This window comes from Polaromonas sp. CG_9.11 (genome assembly GCF_015752225.1).
Lineage (GTDB): Bacteria > Pseudomonadota > Gammaproteobacteria > Burkholderiales > Burkholderiaceae_C > Polaromonas.
This window is the reverse complement of record NZ_JADOVE010000025.1, coordinates 1-20,606: the sequence shown is the minus strand read 5'-3', so window position 1 is coordinate 20,606 and position 20,606 is coordinate 1. Positions and strand designations below refer to the sequence as shown.

Sequence of the window (20,606 nt, the reverse complement as noted above, 5' to 3'; positions counted from 1 at the left end):
GCCGCTGGGCGGTTATCCGGCCGACGAAGAAAAGGCCCGGACGCTTTTCGCCACGACTGGACCAGTCGAGGGCGATGGAGGATTTTTTGGCCGCCAGCCATTGGCTCAAGTCTCGACCCGACGCCACGGGCCAGCTGGGTGCGGTGGGCTTTTGCTACGGCGGCGGCATCGTGCACCAGCTGGCCGCGCGCCTGCCGGACCTGGGAGCGGCCGTGCCGTTTTACGGCAACACGCCCGCGCCCTCGGAAGCGGCCAAAGTCAAGGCGCCCCTGCTGGTCCACCTGGCGTCCATTGACGAGCGCATCAATGCCGCCTGGCCAGCTTATGAAGACGCTCTCAAGGCGGCAGGTGCCACGTCAGCGGTGCATCAATACGCCGGAACGCAGCATGGCTTCAACAACGACACCACGCCGCGCTGTGACGCTGCGGCGGCAGGGCTGGCGTGAGAGAGAAGCATGGCATTTTTCAAAACCAGCCTGAAAAATGGATGCGCAGCCCCTGCGCACCATGACACAAGCCGCCCGCCAGCCAGACACCGCGTACACGCGGCGCGCCAGATGGCTGGTTCTTGCCGGGGGCTGGCGATGCGTCCGCGTCCCAGTCGGCCGTGCTTGCCGGTGGCTGTTTTTGGGGCGTGCAGGCAGTTTTCCACTGCATACGCCGGGCGTGTTGAATGCCGCGTCGGGTTATGCCGGTGGCCAGTCAGAATCCGCGCGCTCCGAACGCGTCGTGTCGGGCCAGACCGGCCAAGCTGAATCGGCGCAGGTGAGCCAGGCCCAACTCACGCCGCTGAAGCCCTTCTAACCGGCCAAGGCGCTTCACCAGGACTACGCCACTCTGAAGCCGCATTCAGCCTGCAGCTCCACCTGCGACCGGCCGAAGATTGCCAGCCCGAAACAGATGGTGCCTGAGGTCTAGCGAGCGTTCCTGCACTGGTGGGCTCGCAGGCTGGAGCAGTTCCTAACGTCATTCCATTTCTAAATCCTTCCGAGATTAGGATCGAAGCCGCAGATGGTGCTGCAGCACGGCAAGGCGAAGCAACGACATATCGGCAGACTTTAGAAGTGGAATAAGCTGGTAAAGGGCACCGATCTGCACTGATCCTGAACCGTTTTGGAGCCCGTCCGCCCATGCACCATTGGCCCTTGCTTTTGCGAACCGAATGGACTGGCAGTGACTGGCTTGACGCTGGCCGTCCATGAAATGACACTCGGGAATCTTGATGAAACACCATTTTTATGCTTGCGCCGCAACCATTGCCTTGCTGGGTCTGTGGGCCTGCAGCGCCAGTCCGCAGATCGCGTCACACGCCCCCCAGTCCCCCGCCTCGCTAGTGCCCCCCAAACTGGTGATCGCCCACCGGGGCGCCAGTGCCTTGCGCCCCGAACACACGCTGGAGGCATACGCCAGGGCGATCGACGACGGCGCCGATGCGATCGAACCCGATCTGGTCAGCACACAGGACGGCGTCCTGGTGGCACGGCATGAAAATGACATCTCCGCCACCACCAACGTTGCCGATAAGCCGGAATTTGCCGCGCGGCGTTCGACGAAGTTGATCGACAACGTCAGCACTACCGGCTGGTTCACCGAAGATTTCACGCTGGCCGAACTGCAGACGCTGCGCGCCCGCGAGCGCATTCCGCTGAACCGCCCGGCCAGCACGGACTTCAACGACCGGTTTGTGGTGCCGACGCTGCAGGCCGTGATCGACCTGGCCAAAATCAGGACACGGGAAACCGGCCGGACAATTGCCATTTACCCCGAGCTCAAGCATCCAGGCTATTTCAGGTTGATCGGCCTGCCACTGGAACAACGGCTGGTCAATTCGCTGCATGCCAATGGTTATCAAGGCCACTCGGCGCCGGTGTTCATCCAGTCCTTCGAGGTGGCAAGCCTGAAAAAAATACGCGCGCTGACCGACTTGCGCAGTGTGCAACTGCTGGCTGGACGCGGCAGGCCCGAGGACTTTCGGGTGGCAGGCGATCTGCGCACTTTTGCCGACATCGGCAGCGTCGCCGGCCTTCGCGAAGTCGCCCGCTATGCCAATGGCATTGGACCCGACAAAAGCCTGGTGATTCCACGCGACACCAGAAACCGCATGGGCACACCGACATCGCTGGTGGCGGACGCGCATGCCGCCGGCCTGTTCGTGCACCCCTACACCTTTCGACCGGAGAATCCGTTCCTGCCGGCTGAACTGCGACAGGGCGATGCCGCATCGCCGAGCGAACATGGCGACTTGACCGCCGAGATCAGCGCCTTTCTGCGCGCCGGCGTCGATGGCTTCTTCACAGACGACCCGGCCACTGGCCGCGCAGCCCGTGATGCCTTTGCCAATCGCTGAACGCCTGAACTGGCGCGGCGGTCAGGCGGCAGGTTTAGCCTGGTAGGCCTTGCGATCGGCCAGCACTTTCTTCGCCGATGGCCGTTCGCCGATCAGCCGGATGTAGGGCTTGTAGTCAATGCCGGCCACCAGCAGCAGGTCTTCGCCAAACACCGCCCGGGTGGCCATCCCGACCAAGGGCAGGCTTGCAAAAGCGGCGCAGTCAGCTTGGGTGAACAGCTCGCCGGCCGCATAAGGCGAGAATTTCGCCAGCTTTTTGAAGGCCGGAATGTTTTTTTCGAGCTGCCTGCGCACCCGCGCCTGCGTGGCCTCACTGACCGTTTCGCCAAAGAACGCCTGGCCGTAGAGTTCTCGCGCGACGAGTTCCAGGTGCAGTTCAATGAAGGTGATGAGTTCGCGCACCTTGGCTGCGGCAAACGGGTCGGCAGGCAGCAATGGCGGTTCGGGATAAGCCGATTCGATGAATTCCATGATCGCCTGGCTCTCGCACAGGGAGCCTTCGGGGGTGCGCAGGAAAGGAACCTTTCCCAGCGGCGAAGCCTGCAGCGCCGCCTCGTCGGAAATGGGCAGCGTCACCACCTCTTCGTTGAACGGCACTTCTTTTTCAAGCAGCGCCAGCTTGACCTTGTTGTAGTAATTGGAAACGGGAAAGCCGCAAAGGGTAAGCATGAAATGGAGTCTCCTCAAATTGGGAATGCCAGTTTATGTGGAGTCTGGCCGGAGGCTTGCAACGGCTGCGACAACAGCGTGGCGGCAAGGTCATTCACCACCGCCGTGCCAGCGGGACCGTGTCAAACCACAGCAGGAAAGCCAGCGTTACCGCCATCAACCCGTCGATCCGGGCCATTGGATCACCCGATTTCATCCCGCAGGCGCTCAGGCCCCAAACCTTATTTCAACGCAAAGCCGTGGAAAGTGCATTGGCACAGCACAACAAAGCAATGACATGTCGAATTGATTTGAAAGTGCAACAACCCAGGCGCCTCGACTTGACACCTGCCGAAGGGCGGGAAAAGCCAGCGTCTGCCATTCCTGCGTGTCAGCGTCCCGATAATCAAGCGTTACAGGCCAGATCCCCCAGCCCGATTTTTTGACGTCAGGAGTCACCCGTTTGCGAACACCCTTCTTTTTTGCCATCGCACTGTGCAGCCTTTTTTCAGCGCGTGCAGCCGAGCCGCTGTCGTCTGCGCCAGTACCTGCGCCGCATCCCCTGATTGGAAGCTGGTCCTGGTCATTGCCAGGCAAGCCATGCACCGAGCAACTCCGTTACAGTGCCAATGGCATGCGTCAAAGCAGCAGCGGAGATGAAACGACCCAAGGCCATTACGAAGTAGCGGCCATTCCCAGCCTGATCGGCTTTTACCGCCTGACCGAAACCGTGACTGATGGCAACGGCAAACGAGATTGTTCGGGCGACCTGCACGAAGCGCCTGGCAAGGCGGTAACACGCTTCATCCAGTTTAGCCCCAGTAAAGACCAGCTGATCGTCTGCCGGGAAGAGTCGCTGAAGGCCTGTTTTGGCCCCTTGAAACACTTGCCTGGCTAGGAGCCAGGGCGGCAGAGGGCGTGCATGACAAAAAGTGGCCCCGCAGAGTACGGTTTTTGCTGAATTTGCAGGCCGATAGCCTGCTATTCAAAAAAGTCGATGAAAAATGGACTGGCGCGGCCGCTTTGCAACGCACGTCCTTTCTGCCGGCCAGGCTCCTCGGCTGCCCGCGTCCGGGCTGGCGGGCCTGCAACAGGCAAAAAGGTGTATTGCTGACAGCGGTGGTTTGTAAGGAACCGCCGACAGGCACCCTAATAGATGTTCCCGACAATCTCAGGGCTACAAGTAGCCAAAGATATGATCAAAATTTTTAACCAGAAATTGCTGGGCGCGAGCGTTGGTTCTCGCAGAGCACGACCTCGTAAATCCAGCCGCCGCCTGAATCACTCTTTACCTTATGTATCAAAACCTCCCTGCGCAGTCCCTTCCGATGCGCTACCTGGGCTTGGCTTATGCCCAGCGCATGACCGAAGCCCCAAAATGGCAGCGGTACGCGCTGGCGCTGGTTTTCTTCCTTGTCGCGCTTGCCGCACGGTTTGAACTGGTCAACGTGCTGCCTAACAAAGGTTTTCCCTTCCTGACCTTTTTCCCCGCCGTATTGCTGGCCACTTACCTGACGGGACTTGGTCCCGGGCTGCTGGCCTCTGGATTGAGCTTTCTGGCGGCTTGGCTCTTTTTCATCCAGCCGGACCGGTCTGTTTCACTGAACGGTGCCGACATGGTCGCGCTGTCCTTTTTCTCTGCCATCCTGCTCATCGACTGCCTGGTGATTCATTTCATGAAGTCGGCACTGGCACGCGTGAACCGTACTGAGCGGCAATTGCGCGAGTCAAGCCAGCGGCTGCGGCTGGTGCTGGACAACCTGTGCGTGTACGTCAGCATCCTCGACTTGAATGGAACATTGCAAGAGACTAATAAGGAAGCCTTGCTGGCTGCTGGGGCAAGCAGGGACGACATCCTCGGCCATCCCTTGTGGGAGGCGTCCTGGTGGGCCAGGGCTACCGGGCAGCAGCAGCATGTGCGCGCCGCCGTCGAGCGCGCATCAACCGGAGAAACCACGCGCTTCGACATCGAAGTGGAGCGTTCCGGAAAGACGTTCATGATTGATTTCCAGGTCGGTCCTCTGCGCGAAGGCAACGGACAGATCACGGCTCTGGTGGCCAGCGGGGTGGATGTGACTGACCGGGCGGTGGCCATGGCCGGGCTCCATGCCAGCCGCAAGGAGGCCGTCAGCGCGGCCGAAGCAGCAGAGGCCGAGCGCCGTGTGCTCAATGCCACCTTCAACGCTGTGCCTGCCAGCATCATCGTGGCCGACGCAGAAGGCAGGATCGTGCGAATGAACGAGGCCACCGAAGATATCTGGGGTTTGGCGCCGTTCTCGGAGAATGTCGCCAGCTACAACGAATGGACGGGCTGGTGGGCCGATGGGTCGGCGCGGCACGGACAGCGGATACTGGCGCATGAATGGGGACTGGCGCGCTCACTGCGGGGCGAAACCTGCAATGACATCATCGAGATCCAGCCCTTTGGACGCCCGAACGAGAGGCGGTTCACCATGCTGTCGTCTGCGCCGGTTCTCGGTTCAGCCGGGCAGGTGGTCGGTGGCGTCGTGGCACAGGTTGACATCACGGACCGCATCCATGCCGAGAAGGCGCTGCGCGAACGGCAGCAGTTGCTCCGGAGCACCATGGACAACTTTCCGACCGTGATTGCCTACAAGGATATCGACGGCCGATTCCTGGACGTGAACCACAAGATGGAGAAGGTCCTGGGAATGCGCCGGGAGGCGATATGCGGCCTGACAATGCACGATTTGCTGCCTGCTGCCGATGCCGATGTGTTGCGTCAGCACGACCTGGAAGTGATGCAGACCCGGCAGGCCATCCAGACCGAAAAAGTCACCCCGCTCGACAGCGGCACGCTGCACCACATCGACACCAGTTTCCCCTTGATCGACATCGACGGAGGCGTCTACGGCACCGGCCATATCTCGCATGACATCACCGGCATCCGGCTTGCCGAAAATGCCCTGAACGCTGCCAATGAACAACTGCGCGAAGCCGACCGCCAGAAAGACGAGTTCCTGGCGACCTTGGCGCATGAACTGCGCAATCCGTTGGCGCCCATCCGCACCGCCGTCGAGGTGATACGGCTTCGCAACCCCGCTGACCAGGCGGTCCAGCGGGCGCGCACCATTATCGAGCGCCAGGTGCTGCATCTCACGCGTCTGGTAGACGATCTGCTCGACATCTCTCGAATTACGCGCGGCACTGTTCACCTGCAGCACGAAACGCTGGACCTGCGCGCCGTGGCGCAAAGCGCCATCGATTCAGTGCAATCCACGCTTGATGCCGCCGGGTTGACGCTAGCGCACCTGACCGGCCAGCCGCCCATTCCCGTTCGCGGCGATGTAACTCGGCTGGTCCAGTGCGTCATCAACCTGCTGACGAATGCCGTGAAATTCACACCGCCCGGCGGCAGCATCACCGTCCGGGTTGCCCAGGAAGGCCACACGGCCGCCATAGAGGTCAGCGACAACGGCAGTGGCATTCCGCGCGGCAGTCTGGAAAGAATCTTTGAGCTGTTCGTTCAGGAACGGCCCAGTGGCCTGCACGGCAACACCGGGCTGGGTATCGGTCTGGCGCTGACGCGCAAGCTGGTGCTGCTGCATGGCGGCAGCGTACAAGCCGACAGCGCCGGCCCCGGCCAGGGCAGTACTTTCCGAATCGAGTTGCCAGCCGATGGCGCCTCCGAGAGCGTTCCGGTGCCGGTGGCCAAAGCGCCCTCAGCCAATGGTGCCGGCATGCGCTTGCTGGTGGTGGAAGACAACCGCGATGCGGCCGACCTGCTGGCGGAAATGATGGCCATGATGGGCTTTCAAGTCACCGTGGCGTACACCGGCGAAACGGCGCTGGCCGCCATGGAACAAGACATGCCTGACGCGGTGCTGATGGACATCGGACTGCCAGACATGAACGGCTATGAGGTCTGCCGCCGACTGCGCCAGCTTCCAGTCGCAAGGCAGCCGGTAGCGATCGCCCTGACCGGATGGGGCAACGACAGCGACCGCGACCGGGCAACCGAGGCCGGTTTCAACGCTCACTTGACCAAGCCGGCTGAACCCGACCGGATCATTGTCCTGCTGCACGAGCTGCTCGCCGCAACGGCAGGCCATGCAACGCCATGATCTTGCTGTGTAAGTAAATCAGCTTTATATTTTCTTCCGCAGGAATTGAAAATGGAGGCCAAGCGATTGAATTTATAACAGGTTAAGCCCGGTAGACAATCAGTAAGCGGTTTACAAAGAGGAGAGTCAAATCTCTGAGAGGATTGAATCCCGAAGAAGTCCTCGACAGCCTGCCGTGCAAGCTGGTGATCGACCACAACGGCAAGTTTCTGGAGCCAATAAGCTCAGCCAATCCGTCGTTCCAGACGCTGCTGCGGGTGCTGGACACAGGGCCAAGCTGTCGGCATCGTATGAAACCTCGAATACCGGCGCACCTGGGTATAAAGATGTCAGCTTGCTGGAGGAAAAATTTCCCAAGCGCTGCCTTTGAGCCCGCAACTGGCCGCACCCCGGCGACTTCCAGTCGTGGCAATGTATGACATGCTGTTTTCCTGGACCTCCAGCGACACAGTGCGTCGCGAAATCCCGGTGGACAATTCGAAAGAATTATTTGGTTTTTTAAGGCTTGGGTGAACACGCGGAGCGCCAAATCCGCATGGTATCAATGCCGTAAAAACCCATGCGTTCAATGGGTCGGAGCAATAGATCAACAGGGTCAAGGAAAAATTAAATGCTACTGGCGCGTGCCAAGATGAAGTCTATAAACGTCCTGGCAGCGAGGGTCTGGTGCCGATTGGGCATGTAGAGCATGAACAACTGGGTACCAAAAATACTCAGCCGGTATTCATGCAGCGCCGTCAGGACCTCGCCTGTTTTCACGGCATCCTGCACCACGTAATCGGGTACCAGTCCAACCCCCAGTCCGGCCAGTATGGCCTGTCGCAGGAAAGGGAAATGCTCGGAAATCAGCGTCGGTTCCAGCTCGACTTCATGCCTTTCTTGGCCCAGATAGGCCGAGACGCGCAGCTGCCGCCCCATTACCCCCGAAGTAATCAGAGGGGCGGTGCGCAACTGCTCTAGTTGGGTCGGCAGTCCATGCGCCTGCGCATAGGCGCGAGACGCGCAGATCAAGTAGTGCACAGGCCCGAGTTCGCGCGCCACCAGCGTCTGCGGCGGCTCGGGCATGACGCGGATCGCAATGTCCACCTCGTCGCGGATCAGATCATCGACGCGATTCTCGAACAACACATCCAGCACGATGCCGGGGTACAGCCGCTTGAAATCGATCAGCCAGTCCGCCATCACCATCTGGCCATAGCCACTGGGCACGCTCAGGCGCACCCGACCCTGCAGGCTCTGCCCCAGAGTGGACACAGTCTCCCGTGCGGCCAGCAGCTCGTTCTGGATGCTGCGGCCGTGCTGGTACAAGCGCAGCCCGACTTCAGTGGCTTCCACCCGACGCGTGGTGCGACGTACCAGCTGCACCCCGACCGAGCGCTCCAGCTGGTTCAGGTGGTAGCTGACGTTGGCGCGGGTCATCTTCAGCTTGCGCGCGGCCTGGCTGAGGTTGCCTGCATCCAGGATGTCTACCAACAAAGTTAATGATGTGAGGTCCATGATGGTTTTTGTCAAAATTAATTTGACAGTCTGTCAATATTTAATGTAATTGTCAAAACAAACTAGCCATATAACAATCATTGGCTTACTGGATTCCATCACGAGCCCTCAACTGGAGACGCGCTACATGAGCACCCACAGCCCTTCTTTCCCCGTCAAGACCGAGCGCCACGGCGACGTTCTGGTGGCGATTATTGACAACCCACCGGTCAACGCCTTGGGTGTGGACGTTCGCTGCGGCTTGGTCGCGGCTATCGATGCGGCCGAGGCCGATGGTGCCGTGGCAGCCGTGTTGATCGTCGGCGCCGGGCGCAATTTCATCGCTGGCGCCGACATTCGCGAATTCGGCAAGCCGCCTCAGCTGCCATCGTTGCCCGTAGTCTGCGCGCGCATCGAGAACTGTGGCAAGCCGGTGGTGGCTGCGATTCATGGTGCTGCGCTGGGCGGCGGTCTGGAAATCGCGCTCGCGGCACACTACCGGCTGGCCGTGGCCACCGCCAAGCTTGGCCTGCCCGAAGTGCAACTCGGCCTGCTTCCCGGTGCCGGTGGCACCCAGCGCGCGCCGCGACTGATCGGCGCAAAGGCCGCACTCGAGCTGATGCTCAGCGGCCGCCACGCGGACGCCAAGGAAGCGCTGGCGCTCGGCCTCATCGACCGCCACGGTGAAGGCGCCAATGCGCTGACCGAAGGCTTGGCCTATGCCAACGAACTCATCGCTGCCAAGGCGCCGATGCGGCGCACGCGCGAGGCCACCGCGCTGGCCGATGCCGCAGCAGCCCGCGCCGCCCTTGACGCCGCACGCGCCGACACCACCAGGAAAAGTCGCGGCCTGTTTTCGCCCATGAAAATCATCGACGCAGTCGAAGGCGCGCTCACCCTGCCGTTCGAAGAAGGCATGGCATTGGAGCGCCAGCTGTTCCTGCAATGTCTCGACAGCACGCAGCGCGCCGGCCTGATCCACGCCTTTTTCGCCGAGCGCGAAGTGCTCAAGGCACCCGAGACCAAGGCCGCCAAGCCGCGCCCGCTGGCATCGGCCGGCATCGTCGGCGGCGGCACCATGGGCGCAGGCATTGCGGTGGCGATGCTCGACGCGGGTATGCCGGTGACCATGATTGAGCGCGACGAACCCAGCCTGGCGCGCGGTCGCCAGCACGTCGAGAAGGTGTACGACGGCCGCATCAAGAAAGGCCGCATGACGCACGAAGGCAAGGCAGCCGTTATGGCGCTCTTTTCGGGCTCCACGTCGTACGACGCCCTCGCACAGGTCGACATTGTGGTCGAGGCAGTGTTTGAGGACATGGCCGTCAAGAAGGCTGTGTTCGCCGAACTAGACCGCGTGTGCAAGCCAGGCGCCGTGCTCGCCACCAACACCTCCTACCTCGACATCGACGAGATCGCTGCCAGCGTCTTGCGTCCTCAGGACGTGGTGGGCCTGCACTTCTTCTCGCCGGCCAACATCATGAAGCTGCTTGAGATCGTGGTGCCCGCAAAGGTCAGCGCCGATGTGGTCGCCACCGGCTTCGAACTCGCCAAGAAGCTCAAGAAAGTGCCGGTGCGCGCCGGCGTGTGCGACGGCTTTATCGGCAACCGTATCCTGGCGGTGTACCGCCAGGCCGCCGACCACATGGTGGAAGACGGCGCCTCGCCCTACCAGATCGACGAAGCCGTGCGCAACTTTGGCTACCCCATGGGCCCGTTCCAGGTGGCCGACCTGGCCGGCGGTGACATCGGCTGGGCCACGCGCAAGCGCAAGGCCGCCAGCCGCAGTCCGAAGGCACGCTATGTGCAGGTGGCCGACCGCCTCTGCGAGCGCGGCTGGTTCGGCCAGAAGACGCAGCGCGGCTACTACCTGTATCCCGAAAGTGCGCGCATTGGTCAGCCCGACCCTGAAGTGCTGTCAATCATCGACACCGAGCGCCTGCGCGCGGGCGTCACGCCTCGCAGCTTCACCAACGAGGAAATCATGCGCCGCTATATGGCCGCGATGGTCAACGAGGGCGCCAACGTGGTGCACCAGCGGATCGCGCTGCGCCCGCTCGACGTGGATGTGACCTTTCTCTACGGCTACGGCTTTCCGCGCCACCGCGGAGGTCCGATGCAGTATGCAGACACCGTGGGCCTGCCCCAGGTGCTGGCCGACATTCGCGCCTTTGCCAAGGAAGACCCGTTGTTCTGGCAGCCCTCGCCGCTGCTGGTCGAACTGGCCGAACGCGGCAGCAATTTCGCCAGCCTGAACCAGTCCGAATAACCTCTCACCGGAAAAAAATCCATGCGTGAAGCCGTCATCGTTTCCACTGCCCGCACACCGCTCACCAAGGCGCTCCGTGGCGAGTTCAACACCACGTCGGGCGCCACGCTGGCGGCTTTCGCCGTGAAGGCCGCCGTCGAGCGCTCGGGGATCGACCCGGCGTTGATCGAGGACGCCATCCTCGGCTGCGGGTACCCCGAAGGCACGACCGGGCGCAACGTGGCGCGCCAGAGCATCATTCGCGCTGGCCTGCCCATCAGCATCGCCGGAACCACGGTGAACCGCTTTTGCGCTTCGGGCCTGCAGGCCATCGCAATGGCGGCGGGCCGCATCATCGTCGAGGGCGTGCCAGCCATGATCGCCGGTGGCGTGGAAAGCATCTCGGCGATCCGCACCCGCGAAGACGGCGATACCGGAATGGACCCCTGGATCGTTGCGCACAAGCCCGCGCTCTACCTGTCGATGATCGAGACCGCCGACACCGTCGCCCAGCGCTACGGCATCACGCGCGAGGCACAAGACCGCTTTTCGGCCGAGAGCCAGCGCAAGACCGAAGAAGCGCAGGTGGCCGGCCGCTACAAAGACGAGATCGTCGCTTGCACCACCACCATGGCCGTGACCGACAAGGCAACCAAGGGTGTAACCCGGCACGAAGTCACTGTGGATACCGACAACTGCAACCGCCGCGGCACCACCTACGAAGGCCTGGCCAAGCTGGCGCCCGTCAATGGCCCGGACAAGTTCATCACCGCCGGCAACGCCTCGCAGCTGTCCGACGGCGCCTCCGCCTGTGTGCTGATGGAAGCCAAGGAGGCCGAGCGCCTCGGCCTCCAGCCCCTGGGCGCCTTCCGTGGTCTGGCAGTGGCCGGCTGCGAGCCAGATGAAATGGGTATAGGTCCGGTCTTCGCCGTGCCCAAGCTGCTGGCACGCCACGGCCTCAAGGTCGACGACATCGATCTGTGGGAACTCAACGAAGCTTTCGCTTCACAGGCGATCTACTGCCAGCAAAAACTCGGCATCCCACCAGAGCGTCTGAACGTGAACGGCGGCGCGATCTCGATAGGCCACCCATTCGGCATGACCGGCGCACGGCTCACGGGTCATGTTCTGCTGGAAGGGCGACGACGCGGCGCAAAATACGCGGTGGTAACCATGTGCATTGCTGGTGGCATGGGCGCGGCTGGCTTGTTTGAGATTTATTGAAACCTTGCGAGACAGAGAACAACATGGAACTGAACTTCACTCCTGAAGAAGAAGCTTTCCGCGCCGCAGTGCGCGACTTCCTGGCTGCCAAGCTGCCCGATCGCCTTTCCGCCAAGGTTGCCAGCGGCCAACACCTCGGCAAGGCCGACCTGCAGGAATGGCACGCCATCCTGAACGAGCGCGGCTGGCTCGCCAACCACTGGCCTGAGCAGTACGGTGGCCCCGGCTGGACGGCTATCGAGAAATTCATCTTCGAGAACGAATGCGCGCTCGCGCATGCCCCGCGCACCGTGCCGTTTGGCGTGAATATGCTCGGCCCGGTGCTCATCAAGTACGGCAACGAGGCGCAAAAGCGCTATTGGTTGCCGCGCATCCTTAACGGGGCGGACTGGTGGTGCCAAGGCTATTCGGAGCCCGGGGCGGGCTCCGACCTGGCAGCGGTGAAGACCTCGGCCGTGCGCGGCGTCGACGCCCAGGGCGACCACTACATCGTCAACGGCCAAAAGACCTGGACCACATTGGGCCAGCACGCCAATATGATCTTCTGCCTGGTGCGCACCAACCGGGAGGCAAAAAAGCAAGAAGGCATCAGTTTCCTGCTGATCGACATGGAGACGCCCGGCGTTGAGGTGCGCCCCATCATCACGCTGGACGGCGAGCATGAAGTCAACGAGGTGTTCTTCTCGGACGTGCGCGTACCGGCCGACAACCTGGTGGGCGAAGAGAACAAGGGCTGGACCTGCGCCAAGTTCCTGCTGACCTACGAGCGCACCAACATCGCGGGCGTCGGTTTCTCGGTGGCCGCGCTGGAGCAACTCAAGGCCATCGCTGCAAAGCAGACAAAAAACGGCAAGCCGCTGGCCGAAGACCCGGCTTTTGCCGCCCGCATGGCGCGCGTCGAAATCGACCTCGAGAACATGAAGACCACCAACCTGCGGGTGATCGCGGCTGTGGCCGGGGGCGGCGTGCCGGGCGCCGAGAGCTCGATGCTCAAGATCCGTGGCACCGAGATCCGGCAAGAAATTTCGTCCCTGGCGCGGCGCGCCATGGGCGTTCATGCACGACCCTTCGTTGCTGAAGCGCTTGAAGACGGCTTCGACGGCGTTCCGTTCGGCCCGGCCTTTGCCGCGTCGGTAGCAGCGCGCTACTTCAACAACCGCAAGCTGTCGATCTTCGGCGGCTCCAATGAAATCCAGAAAAACATCATCTCCAAGATGATCCTGGGCCTGTAAGGAAAGACCCGTCATGAACTTCGAACACACCGAAGACCGGCGCATGCTCGCCGACAGCCTGAACCGTTTCATCGCAGAGCAATACACCTTCGAAACGCGCGACCGCACCTCCAAGTCGGAGCATGGGTTCAGCAAAGAGATTTGGCAGCAGTTCGCCGAACTCGGCATCATCGGCGCGCTGTTCAGCGAGGCCGACGGCGGTTTTGGCGGCGCGGGCTTTGACCTTGCCGTTGTCTTCGAAGCGCTGGGCCGTGGCCTCGTGGTCGAGCCGCTACTTGGCGCCCTGATGGCCGGCGAGGCGATCAGCGCCGCCGGCAACGCTTCGCAAAAGCAGGTGCTGGCTGCGATCATCGACGGCACGACCCTCGCGGCCCTCGCGCACGACGAACCCGAAACACATTACGAGCGAACGCGCGTGCAGACAAAGGCCGAACGCCTTGGCGACGGCTGGGTGCTGAGCGGCGCCAAGGCCGTGGTGCCGCAGGGCGGGCAGGCAGACCTGTTCGTGATCACGGCCCGCACTTCAGGCAAGGTTGACGATGAAGCCGGCATCTCGCTGTTTCTCGTGCCGGCCCAGACGGCAGGTCTCACGGCACGCTCTTGCCCCGCCATCGACGGCGGCCGCGTCGCAGAACTCACGCTGAACGGCGTGCAGCTTGGCACCGAGGCACTGCTGGGTACCGAAGGACAGGGCCATGCCACGCTGGAGCGCGCCATCGGCCGTGGCGTGCTGGCACTGTGCGCGGAAAGCCTGGGCGCAATGGAGGCAGCCAAGGCGGCCACGCTGGAGTACTTGCGCACGCGCAAGCAGTTCGGCATCCTCATCGGCAGTTTCCAGGCGCTGCAACACCGCATGGCCGACCTCCTTCTCGAAATCGAACAGGCTCGCTCAGCCGTGATCAACGCTGCCGCCGCGCTCGCCGGGGACCGCCTGGCGCGAGAGCGCGCGCTGTCGGCCGCCAAGTTCAGCATCGGGCGCATCGGCACCCTGGTGGCGCAAGAGAGCATCCAGTTGCACGGTGGCATTGGCATGACCTGGGAGCTGCCGCTGTCCCACTACGCCAAGCGCCTGGTGATGATTGACCACCAGCTTGGCGATGAAGACCATCACCTGGAGCGCTTCATGGCGCTTGGCAAACAGATCGCGCAATAAGCGAAACGGTTCAATGGCACATGATTCAGACAAGAACGTTTTCACGATTTAAGTACTGAACATCCACCACAGGAGATTTCGATGCAGCACCATTTCACCGACCTTTCGCATTGCCACTTGCTGGTGCGCACAGCGCTCGCCCGCGGCGCACTCTGCCGACGTGACTGGCCAGCATGGGAATCGTTGATGAAACAATCCGGCGCGCAGATTGACTGAGATGGTGAACACCGTGAGCTCCCAAAATCCAAGCCTCACTACGTCAATTGCAGCGCTGCCGCCCTTTCGCAGTCTGTCTGATCTGGTACGCGAGCATGCGCGAAAGCGCCCGCAGGCCCCGGCTTTGTGCGATGCCGGGCAGACACTGGACTACGCCGCACTCGACTCGTTGATGGACCGTATTGCCGCGACCCTGCAGCGCGACGGGTTGCAACCTGGCGACGCCATCGCCCTGCTCGCCACGCCCTCGGTGCGTTATGCGGCCATTTTCCTCGGTGCGCTGCGGGCTGGTGTGGTGCCTGCGCCGATGGCGTCCTCGGTCACGGCGCCCAGTCTGGCAGCGATGCTGCATGATGCCAATGCACGCTACCTGTTTGCCGACACGGCAGGGGCCGCGCTGCTGCCGTCCCAGAGTGACAAGCAAACCGGCCAGGCCTTGGCCTGCGTTGCTCTTGACGACGCAGTCACTGGCCATCGTTTTGAGGATTGGCTCGCGGACCAGGGCACGCTGCCTCAGCCGGTCGAGGTGTCATTGCAGGACCCATTCAACATCATTTATTCCTCGGGCACCACTGGCACGCCCAAGGGCATCGTCCAGTCGCACGGCATGCGCTGGGCACACATCCTGCGCGGCCAAGCCTACGACTACGGCGCTGACAGTGTGACGCTGCTGGCCACGCCGCTGTATTCCAACACCACGCTCGTCTCTTTTATTCCCACGCTGGCTTGGGGGGGCTGCGTGCACCTGATGCACAAATTCGATGCGCTGGACTATTTGAAACTTGCCCAGCGCATCCGTGCAACGCACACCATGCTGGTACCAGTGCAGTACCAGCGCATCATGGCCCATCCGCGTTTCGCCGACTTTGATTTGTTGTCCTTCCGCTTCAAGTTTTGCACCAGCGCTCCGTTCCATGCCGTTTTGAAGGCCGACGTACTGGCCCGCTGGCCCGGAGGACTGGTCGAGTTCTACGGCATGACCGAGGGCGGCGGCACTTGCATCCTCAACGCGCACGAGCACCAGGACAAACTCCACACCGTGGGCCAACCAGCCCAGGGCAGCGACATCCGGTTGATTGACGAGGATGCGCGTGAGCTGCCACCGGGTTCCACCGGCGAGGTGGTCGGGCGTTCGGCCGGCATGATGACCGGATACCACAACCAACCCGCCATGACACGCGAGGCCGAATGGTTCGACGACGCTGGCAAGCGCTTCATCCGCACAGGCGATGTGGGCCGCTTCGATGCCGATGGCTTTCTCACGCTGGTTGACCGCCGCAAGGACATGATTATCAGCGGAGGCTTCAACATCTACCCCAGCGACATCGAGTCCGAATTGCGTACCCATCCAGCGCTGCAGGACGTGGCGGTCATCGGTGTGCCCTCCGTGCAATGGGGCGAGACACCGGTGGCATTCGCCGTGCGGCGCGCAGGCAGCGCCGAGACAGCGGCGCAACTCATGGCCTGGTACAACGCGCGTGCCGGCAAAACGCAACGCTTGGCCGACCTGCGCATGCTGGACGACCTGCCGCGCAGTGTCATCGGCAAAGTGCTTAAACGCGAGCTGCGCGACCTGTACGATCTGTCCCCGGGCCATTCTCATGCATCCCAGGGTGCAACGAAGGAATGAACATGAACTCTCTGCACACCACGAACTACTGTCGGCAGCGTGTTGTCGTATCCGCAAAAAAGTCTACGCCATGAAAAACGCCGTCCTGATCCACCAGGAAGGCGCTGTGCGTATCCTGACCAACAACAACCCGACTGCGCGCAACGCGATCTCGCCAACGCTTTATGCCGAGCTGTCGGCGGCGCTCGCAGCAGCTGCTACCGATCCGTCAGTTGGCGCCGTAGTTTTTACCGGTGCCGGTAGTTTCTTCTGCTCTGGCGGCGACCTGAATTTGCTCGCAAAACGCCGCGAATTGCCTGTCGAGGAACGCCGGGAAAAACTCGAAGGCCTGCACGGTCTGATCCGTACGATCCGCGATTGCAGCAAACCCGTGATCGCAGCGGTTGAGGGCGGCGCGGCAGGTGCGGGCATGTCGATGGCCCTGGCCTGCGACATGCTGGTGGTGGCGCGCGACGCCTTCTTCTCGGTGGCCTATGTCAAAGTGGGACTCACGCCGGACGGTGGCGCAACTGCCTTTCTGTCAGAGTTCGTGTCGCGCCAGGTGCTGACCGAGATGTGCCTGACCGGCGAGCGCATACCGGCGGAGCGCCTGCATGCGCTGGGCGCGGTGAATCGGCTGACCGAGCACGGCGCCGCACTAACCGAGGCCATTGCACTCGCCGAGCGGGTGGCGACTGGCCCCTTGAACGCCAGTGCACGCATCAAGTCACTGTGCCGCCAGGCGCACCGCGCGACGCTCGAAGAACAGTTAGACCTGGAAGCCGCCTACATGGTCCAAGCACAGACCGATGCGGAGGCCGCCGAGGGCATTGCCGCCTTTCTCGCCAAGCGGCCAGCCGACTTTCTCTCGCTGCGCCGCCCCAAGCCATACGCGGACTGAACTGGCGTTGCGGTCCCGCCTGCACCAATTGCAAAAGACGCAGATTTTTTTCTTTTTCTGGAGTTGCCATGTCCCTGCTGAATTCCTCGCTGCCGCTCGCCGGCGTGCGCGTTCTTGACCTGTCTCGTATCCTTGCCGGCCCTTGGTGCGGCATGGTGCTGGCCGACCTTGGCGCCGAGGTGATCAAAGTCGAACACCCCGGACGCGGCGACGACACGCGCGACTGGGGCTTGCGAGTGGGGAAGACCGAGACGGCCTACTTCAACAGCGTCAACCGCAACAAGCGCTCGGTCACGCTCGACCTGCAGACGCCCGAGGGCCAGCAGATCGGACGCGACCTCGCCAAGCAGTGCGACGTCGTGCTGCAGAACTTCAAGTTCGGCGGCATCGACAAGCTCGGCCTCGGCTACGCGCAGTTGAGCGCCGAGCAGCCTGGGCTCATCTACTGCTCCATCTCGGGCTACGACCGCACCGGGCCGGAAGCCGCGCGCCCCGGCTACGACCTGGTGGTGCAGGGCGAGACCGGGCTAATGGCACTCAACGGCGAGGCCCACCAGCCGCCGCTGAAATTCGGCGTCGCCGCGGTCGACCTGTTCACCGGCATGTATTCGGCGCAGGCCGTGCTGGCCGCGCTCTACCAGCGCGAAAAGACCGGCAAGGGCCGCCACATCGAGATGGCGCTGTTCGACTGCGGCCTGATGATCACTGCCTACTACGGGCTCGAAGCGCTGCTGATGGGCGAAGACCCGCCGCGCTACGGCAACAACCACCCATCCATCGTGCCCTACGGCGTGTTCGATGCGCAAGACGGGCCGCTGGTGATCACGGTAGGCAACAACGCCCAGTTCGCGCGCTTTTGCACCCACGTGATAGCGCGCCCCGACCTGGCGGCCGACGAACGCTTCAAGACCAACCTGCTGCGCGCCGCCAACCGCGATGCGCTGGTGCCCGAGATCAACCGCGAACTGGCCCGCCGCAAGCGCGCAGACCTGCTCGCCACGCTAGCCCAAGCGGGCATTCCGTGCGGCGAGGTGCTCGGCTTGCACGAGGCGCTGACCTCGCAGCGCGCCACCGACGCTGGCCTCGTGACCACGCAGCCCCACCCCGTGGCTGGCAGCGTCAAGGTGCTGGCCCCACCCTACCGCTTCGACGGCGAGCGCCTGCCGGTGCGCAGTGCGCCGCCGCAGCTGGGCGAGGGCACGCACGATGTACTGCAGTCGCTGCTCGGACTGTCAGACGAAAAAATTGCACAACTCAGAACCAGTGGCGTGCTTTAAGAACTGCCTTCAGAGTTGCTCACGCCGTCCCTTCGCTTCAGCTTCACTCAGGAAAGAAACCCCATGGCATTCACTCCCCTCAAATCCCTGCAAAACTCTGTGGGCCGAGTGCTGCTGGCCCTGGCCTTGCCCCTGGTGGCCGGCGCTGCCTTTGCCCAGGCCTGGCCGGCCAAACCGATCACGCTCATCGTGCCCTTCCCGCCCGGCGGCCCGACCGACGTGGCAACACGCATCGTGGCGCAGAAAATGGCGATAGCCCTCAAGCAGCCGGTGCTGATCGACAACCGCAGCGGCGCGTCGGGCACCCTGGGCGCCGCCATCGCCGCCAAGGCCGCGCCCGACGGCTACACCTTCGTGATGTTGGCCACGCCCACCTTGCTGGCAGGGCATCTGTACGGCCCCACGAGCTACGACATCTTCAAGAACTTCACACCCGTGGGCACCGTGTACGACCTGCCGATCGTGCTGGTCGTCAACCCGAAAGTGCTCCCTGACGTAGCAGGCTTGCAGCAACTTATCGCCAAGGCCAAAACCGAAAACGGCCAGCGCAACTACACCACGGCAGGCGTCGGCAGCTTTGGCCACTTGACGACCGAGCAGCTCAAGAACATCGGCAAGTTCGACATGCAGCATGTGCCCTACCGAGGCAGCGCGCCCGCCGTGACCGACCTGATCGGCGGTCAGGTGCCGGTCATGTTCTCGGACCTCGTGGCCGTGATACCGCATATCCGATCGGGCACGCTGCGCCCGATCGCGGTCGGCTCGGCCACGCGCGTGAGCCTGCTGCCCGACGTGAAAACCGTGGCCGAGCAGGGCTTCCCCGGTTTTGACGCCACCTCGTGGGGTGGCATGCTGGCGCCGGCCGGCACGCCCAAGGCGGTAATCGAGCGCATGAGCGGAGAGCTCAAGGCAGCGCTGGCCGACAGGCAAGTGGCAGAAAAACTCGAAGACGTGGGGTCCTTCGCGGCCTACCGCACGCCCGAGCAAACGGCCGAGCGCATGCACCAGGACCACAAACGTTGGGGCAAGGTGATCCGCGACAACCACATCACCAACCAGTAAGCATCTCGCACAAATGACGTTTTTTATCCACCAATAAACAAGAGACAAAACCCATGACGACCTCCTTTTTTCGCCGCATCTTTCTACAGGCCGCCACTGCCGGACTGGCCTGCGCCGTACTACCCTCCGTGGCCCAGATGGCTTGGCCCAGCAAACCCATCAAGATCATCGTGCCCTATACAGCAGGAGGATTTACCGACCAGATGGCGCGACTGTTGGTGGTGGATTTGCAAAAGCAGCTGGGCCAGCCTGTGGTGATCGACAACAAGCCTGGGGCCAACAGCATCATTGGCGTAGATGCGGTTGCCAAGGCAGCCCCGGATGGGTACACCTTCGGTGTGGTGATTCCAGCCTTCACTGCCAATACCACGCTCTACCCCAAGCTGCCTTACAACCCACGTAAGGATTTGGTGGGTGTCTCCTTGCTGGGTGTTTCGCCACTGGTGGCTGCGGTTTCTAGCAATGCACCGTTCAAGAACACCAAGGAATTGGTGGCCTATGCCAAGGCCAATCCCGGCAAGGTCAGTTTCGCCTCTTCGGGAAGCGGTTCCGCCGCGCACCTGTCATCGGAGTTGCTCAAAACGCTGACCAAGACCTACATGGTGCACATCCCATACCGGGGATCCTCGCCCGCATTGACCGACCTGATGGGAGGCCAGGTCCAGCTTTTTCTGGACCCGCCGCCCAACCTGATCCAGCCCGCCAAGGCCGGGCGTATTCACCTCATCGGCGTAGCCAGCGAAAAACGCCTGCCCATTTTGCCCGACGTGCCCACCTTTGTGGAGCAGGGTATTGCGGGCATGCTGGGCAGCACCTGGGCCAGCATGATCGCACCAGCTGGCACACCGCGCGACATCGTCAAGCGCATGTCTGAGGCGGTCAACCACATCATTCACAGCGAAGAAACACGCGCCAAACTTGAAACAATGGGCACACTCGCCGAAGGCTCCACGCCAGAGGCCTGTGATGCGTTCATGGCTGCTGAAACCATCAAATGGGGCAAAGTGATCAAGGAAGCTGGTGTGACGCTGGACTAGGGCGTGTTAACGCTACCGAAGCACCTCGGCAATGAGTGCAACGGTAATAAAGGCAGCAAACATCTCATCATTCTTGTCGTAGCGAGTGAAC

17 protein-coding genes are annotated in these 20,606 nt (G+C 62.3%); 15 read left to right on the top strand and 2 right to left on the bottom strand.

Annotated features, from left to right (window positions below):
* The first annotated feature begins 86 nt into the window (after positions 1-86).
* From IWX85_RS21005 to IWX85_RS17525, 3 genes are all read left to right on the top strand, one after another.
* Positions 87-446 (top strand): dienelactone hydrolase family protein, encoded by a 360-nt coding sequence (locus IWX85_RS21005; RefSeq protein WP_370584321.1) that lies wholly within the window; start codon positions 87-89, stop codon positions 444-446.
* Between the two features lie 61 nt (positions 447-507).
* Positions 508-804, top strand: coding sequence for a peptide-methionine (S)-S-oxide reductase (locus tag IWX85_RS17530; RefSeq protein WP_231379920.1), 297 nt, complete (start codon positions 508-510; stop codon positions 802-804).
* Between the two features lie 418 nt (positions 805-1,222).
* A complete protein-coding gene (locus tag IWX85_RS17525) occupies positions 1,223-2,347 on the top strand; it encodes a glycerophosphodiester phosphodiesterase (RefSeq protein WP_196870584.1) in 1,125 nt (374 codons plus the stop codon).
* 21 nt (positions 2,348-2,368) lie between these two features.
* Here the strand turns inward: IWX85_RS17525 and IWX85_RS17520 are convergent, their stop codons facing one another.
* The gene (locus IWX85_RS17520; RefSeq protein ID WP_196870583.1) at positions 2,369-3,016 is read right to left on the bottom strand and encodes a glutathione S-transferase; all 648 of its coding nucleotides are present in this window, start codon (positions 3,014-3,016) and stop codon (positions 2,369-2,371) included.
* A 442-nt stretch (positions 3,017-3,458) separates the two neighbouring features.
* On the opposite strand from IWX85_RS17520, the gene IWX85_RS17510 reads away from it, so the two are divergent.
* On the top strand, positions 3,459-3,893 hold the full coding sequence (locus tag IWX85_RS17510) for a hypothetical protein (protein ID WP_196870581.1): 435 nt from the start codon (positions 3,459-3,461) through the stop codon (positions 3,891-3,893).
* Between the two features lie 397 nt (positions 3,894-4,290).
* Positions 4,291-7,080 (top strand): PAS domain-containing protein, encoded by a 2,790-nt coding sequence (locus IWX85_RS17505; RefSeq protein WP_196870580.1) that lies wholly within the window; start codon positions 4,291-4,293, stop codon positions 7,078-7,080.
* Positions 7,081-7,686: 606 nt separating this feature from the next.
* Here the strand turns inward: IWX85_RS17505 and IWX85_RS17500 are convergent.
* On the bottom strand, positions 7,687-8,577 hold the full coding sequence (locus tag IWX85_RS17500; RefSeq protein WP_196870579.1) for a LysR family transcriptional regulator: 891 nt from the start codon (positions 8,575-8,577) through the stop codon (positions 7,687-7,689).
* A 127-nt stretch (positions 8,578-8,704) separates the two neighbouring features.
* Between IWX85_RS17500 and IWX85_RS17495 the strand changes: the two genes are divergently transcribed.
* From IWX85_RS17495 to IWX85_RS17455, 10 genes are all read left to right on the top strand, one after another.
* On the top strand, positions 8,705-10,825 hold the full coding sequence (locus IWX85_RS17495; protein ID WP_196870578.1) for a 3-hydroxyacyl-CoA dehydrogenase NAD-binding domain-containing protein: 2,121 nt from the start codon (positions 8,705-8,707) through the stop codon (positions 10,823-10,825).
* A gap of 21 nt (positions 10,826-10,846) precedes the next feature.
* On the top strand, positions 10,847-12,028 hold the full coding sequence (locus IWX85_RS17490; protein WP_196870577.1) for an acetyl-CoA C-acyltransferase: 1,182 nt from the start codon (positions 10,847-10,849) through the stop codon (positions 12,026-12,028).
* Positions 12,029-12,051: 23 nt separating this feature from the next.
* On the top strand, positions 12,052-13,260 hold the full coding sequence (locus IWX85_RS17485; RefSeq protein WP_196870576.1) for an acyl-CoA dehydrogenase family protein: 1,209 nt from the start codon (positions 12,052-12,054) through the stop codon (positions 13,258-13,260).
* Positions 13,261-13,273: 13 nt separating this feature from the next.
* Positions 13,274-14,413 carry an acyl-CoA dehydrogenase family protein gene (locus IWX85_RS17480; protein WP_036804546.1) on the top strand — a complete coding sequence of 380 codons (1,140 nt, stop codon included), beginning with the start codon at positions 13,274-13,276 and terminating at the stop codon, positions 14,411-14,413.
* Between the two features lie 81 nt (positions 14,414-14,494).
* The gene (locus IWX85_RS20770) at positions 14,495-14,629 is read left to right on the top strand and encodes a hypothetical protein (RefSeq protein ID WP_255529468.1); all 135 of its coding nucleotides are present in this window, start codon (positions 14,495-14,497) and stop codon (positions 14,627-14,629) included.
* 13 nt (positions 14,630-14,642) lie between these two features.
* Positions 14,643-16,259, top strand: a complete 1,617-nt coding sequence (locus IWX85_RS17475; RefSeq protein ID WP_370584320.1) for a class I adenylate-forming enzyme family protein — start codon at positions 14,643-14,645, stop codon at positions 16,257-16,259.
* A gap of 70 nt (positions 16,260-16,329) precedes the next feature.
* Complete coding sequence (locus IWX85_RS17470; RefSeq protein ID WP_196870574.1) at positions 16,330-17,139, top strand: oxepin-CoA hydrolase, alternative type; 810 nt, start codon at positions 16,330-16,332, stop codon at positions 17,137-17,139.
* 68 nt (positions 17,140-17,207) lie between these two features.
* The gene (locus IWX85_RS17465; protein WP_036804549.1) at positions 17,208-18,416 is read left to right on the top strand and encodes a CaiB/BaiF CoA-transferase family protein; all 1,209 of its coding nucleotides are present in this window, start codon (positions 17,208-17,210) and stop codon (positions 18,414-18,416) included.
* A 63-nt stretch (positions 18,417-18,479) separates the two neighbouring features.
* A complete protein-coding gene (locus IWX85_RS17460; protein ID WP_196870573.1) occupies positions 18,480-19,478 on the top strand; it encodes a tripartite tricarboxylate transporter substrate binding protein in 999 nt (332 codons plus the stop codon).
* A 53-nt stretch (positions 19,479-19,531) separates the two neighbouring features.
* Positions 19,532-20,515: a tripartite tricarboxylate transporter substrate binding protein gene (locus IWX85_RS17455; RefSeq protein WP_196870572.1), complete on the top strand. Its 984-nt coding sequence runs from the start codon at positions 19,532-19,534 to the stop codon at positions 20,513-20,515.
* Positions 20,516-20,606 lie beyond the last annotated feature (91 nt).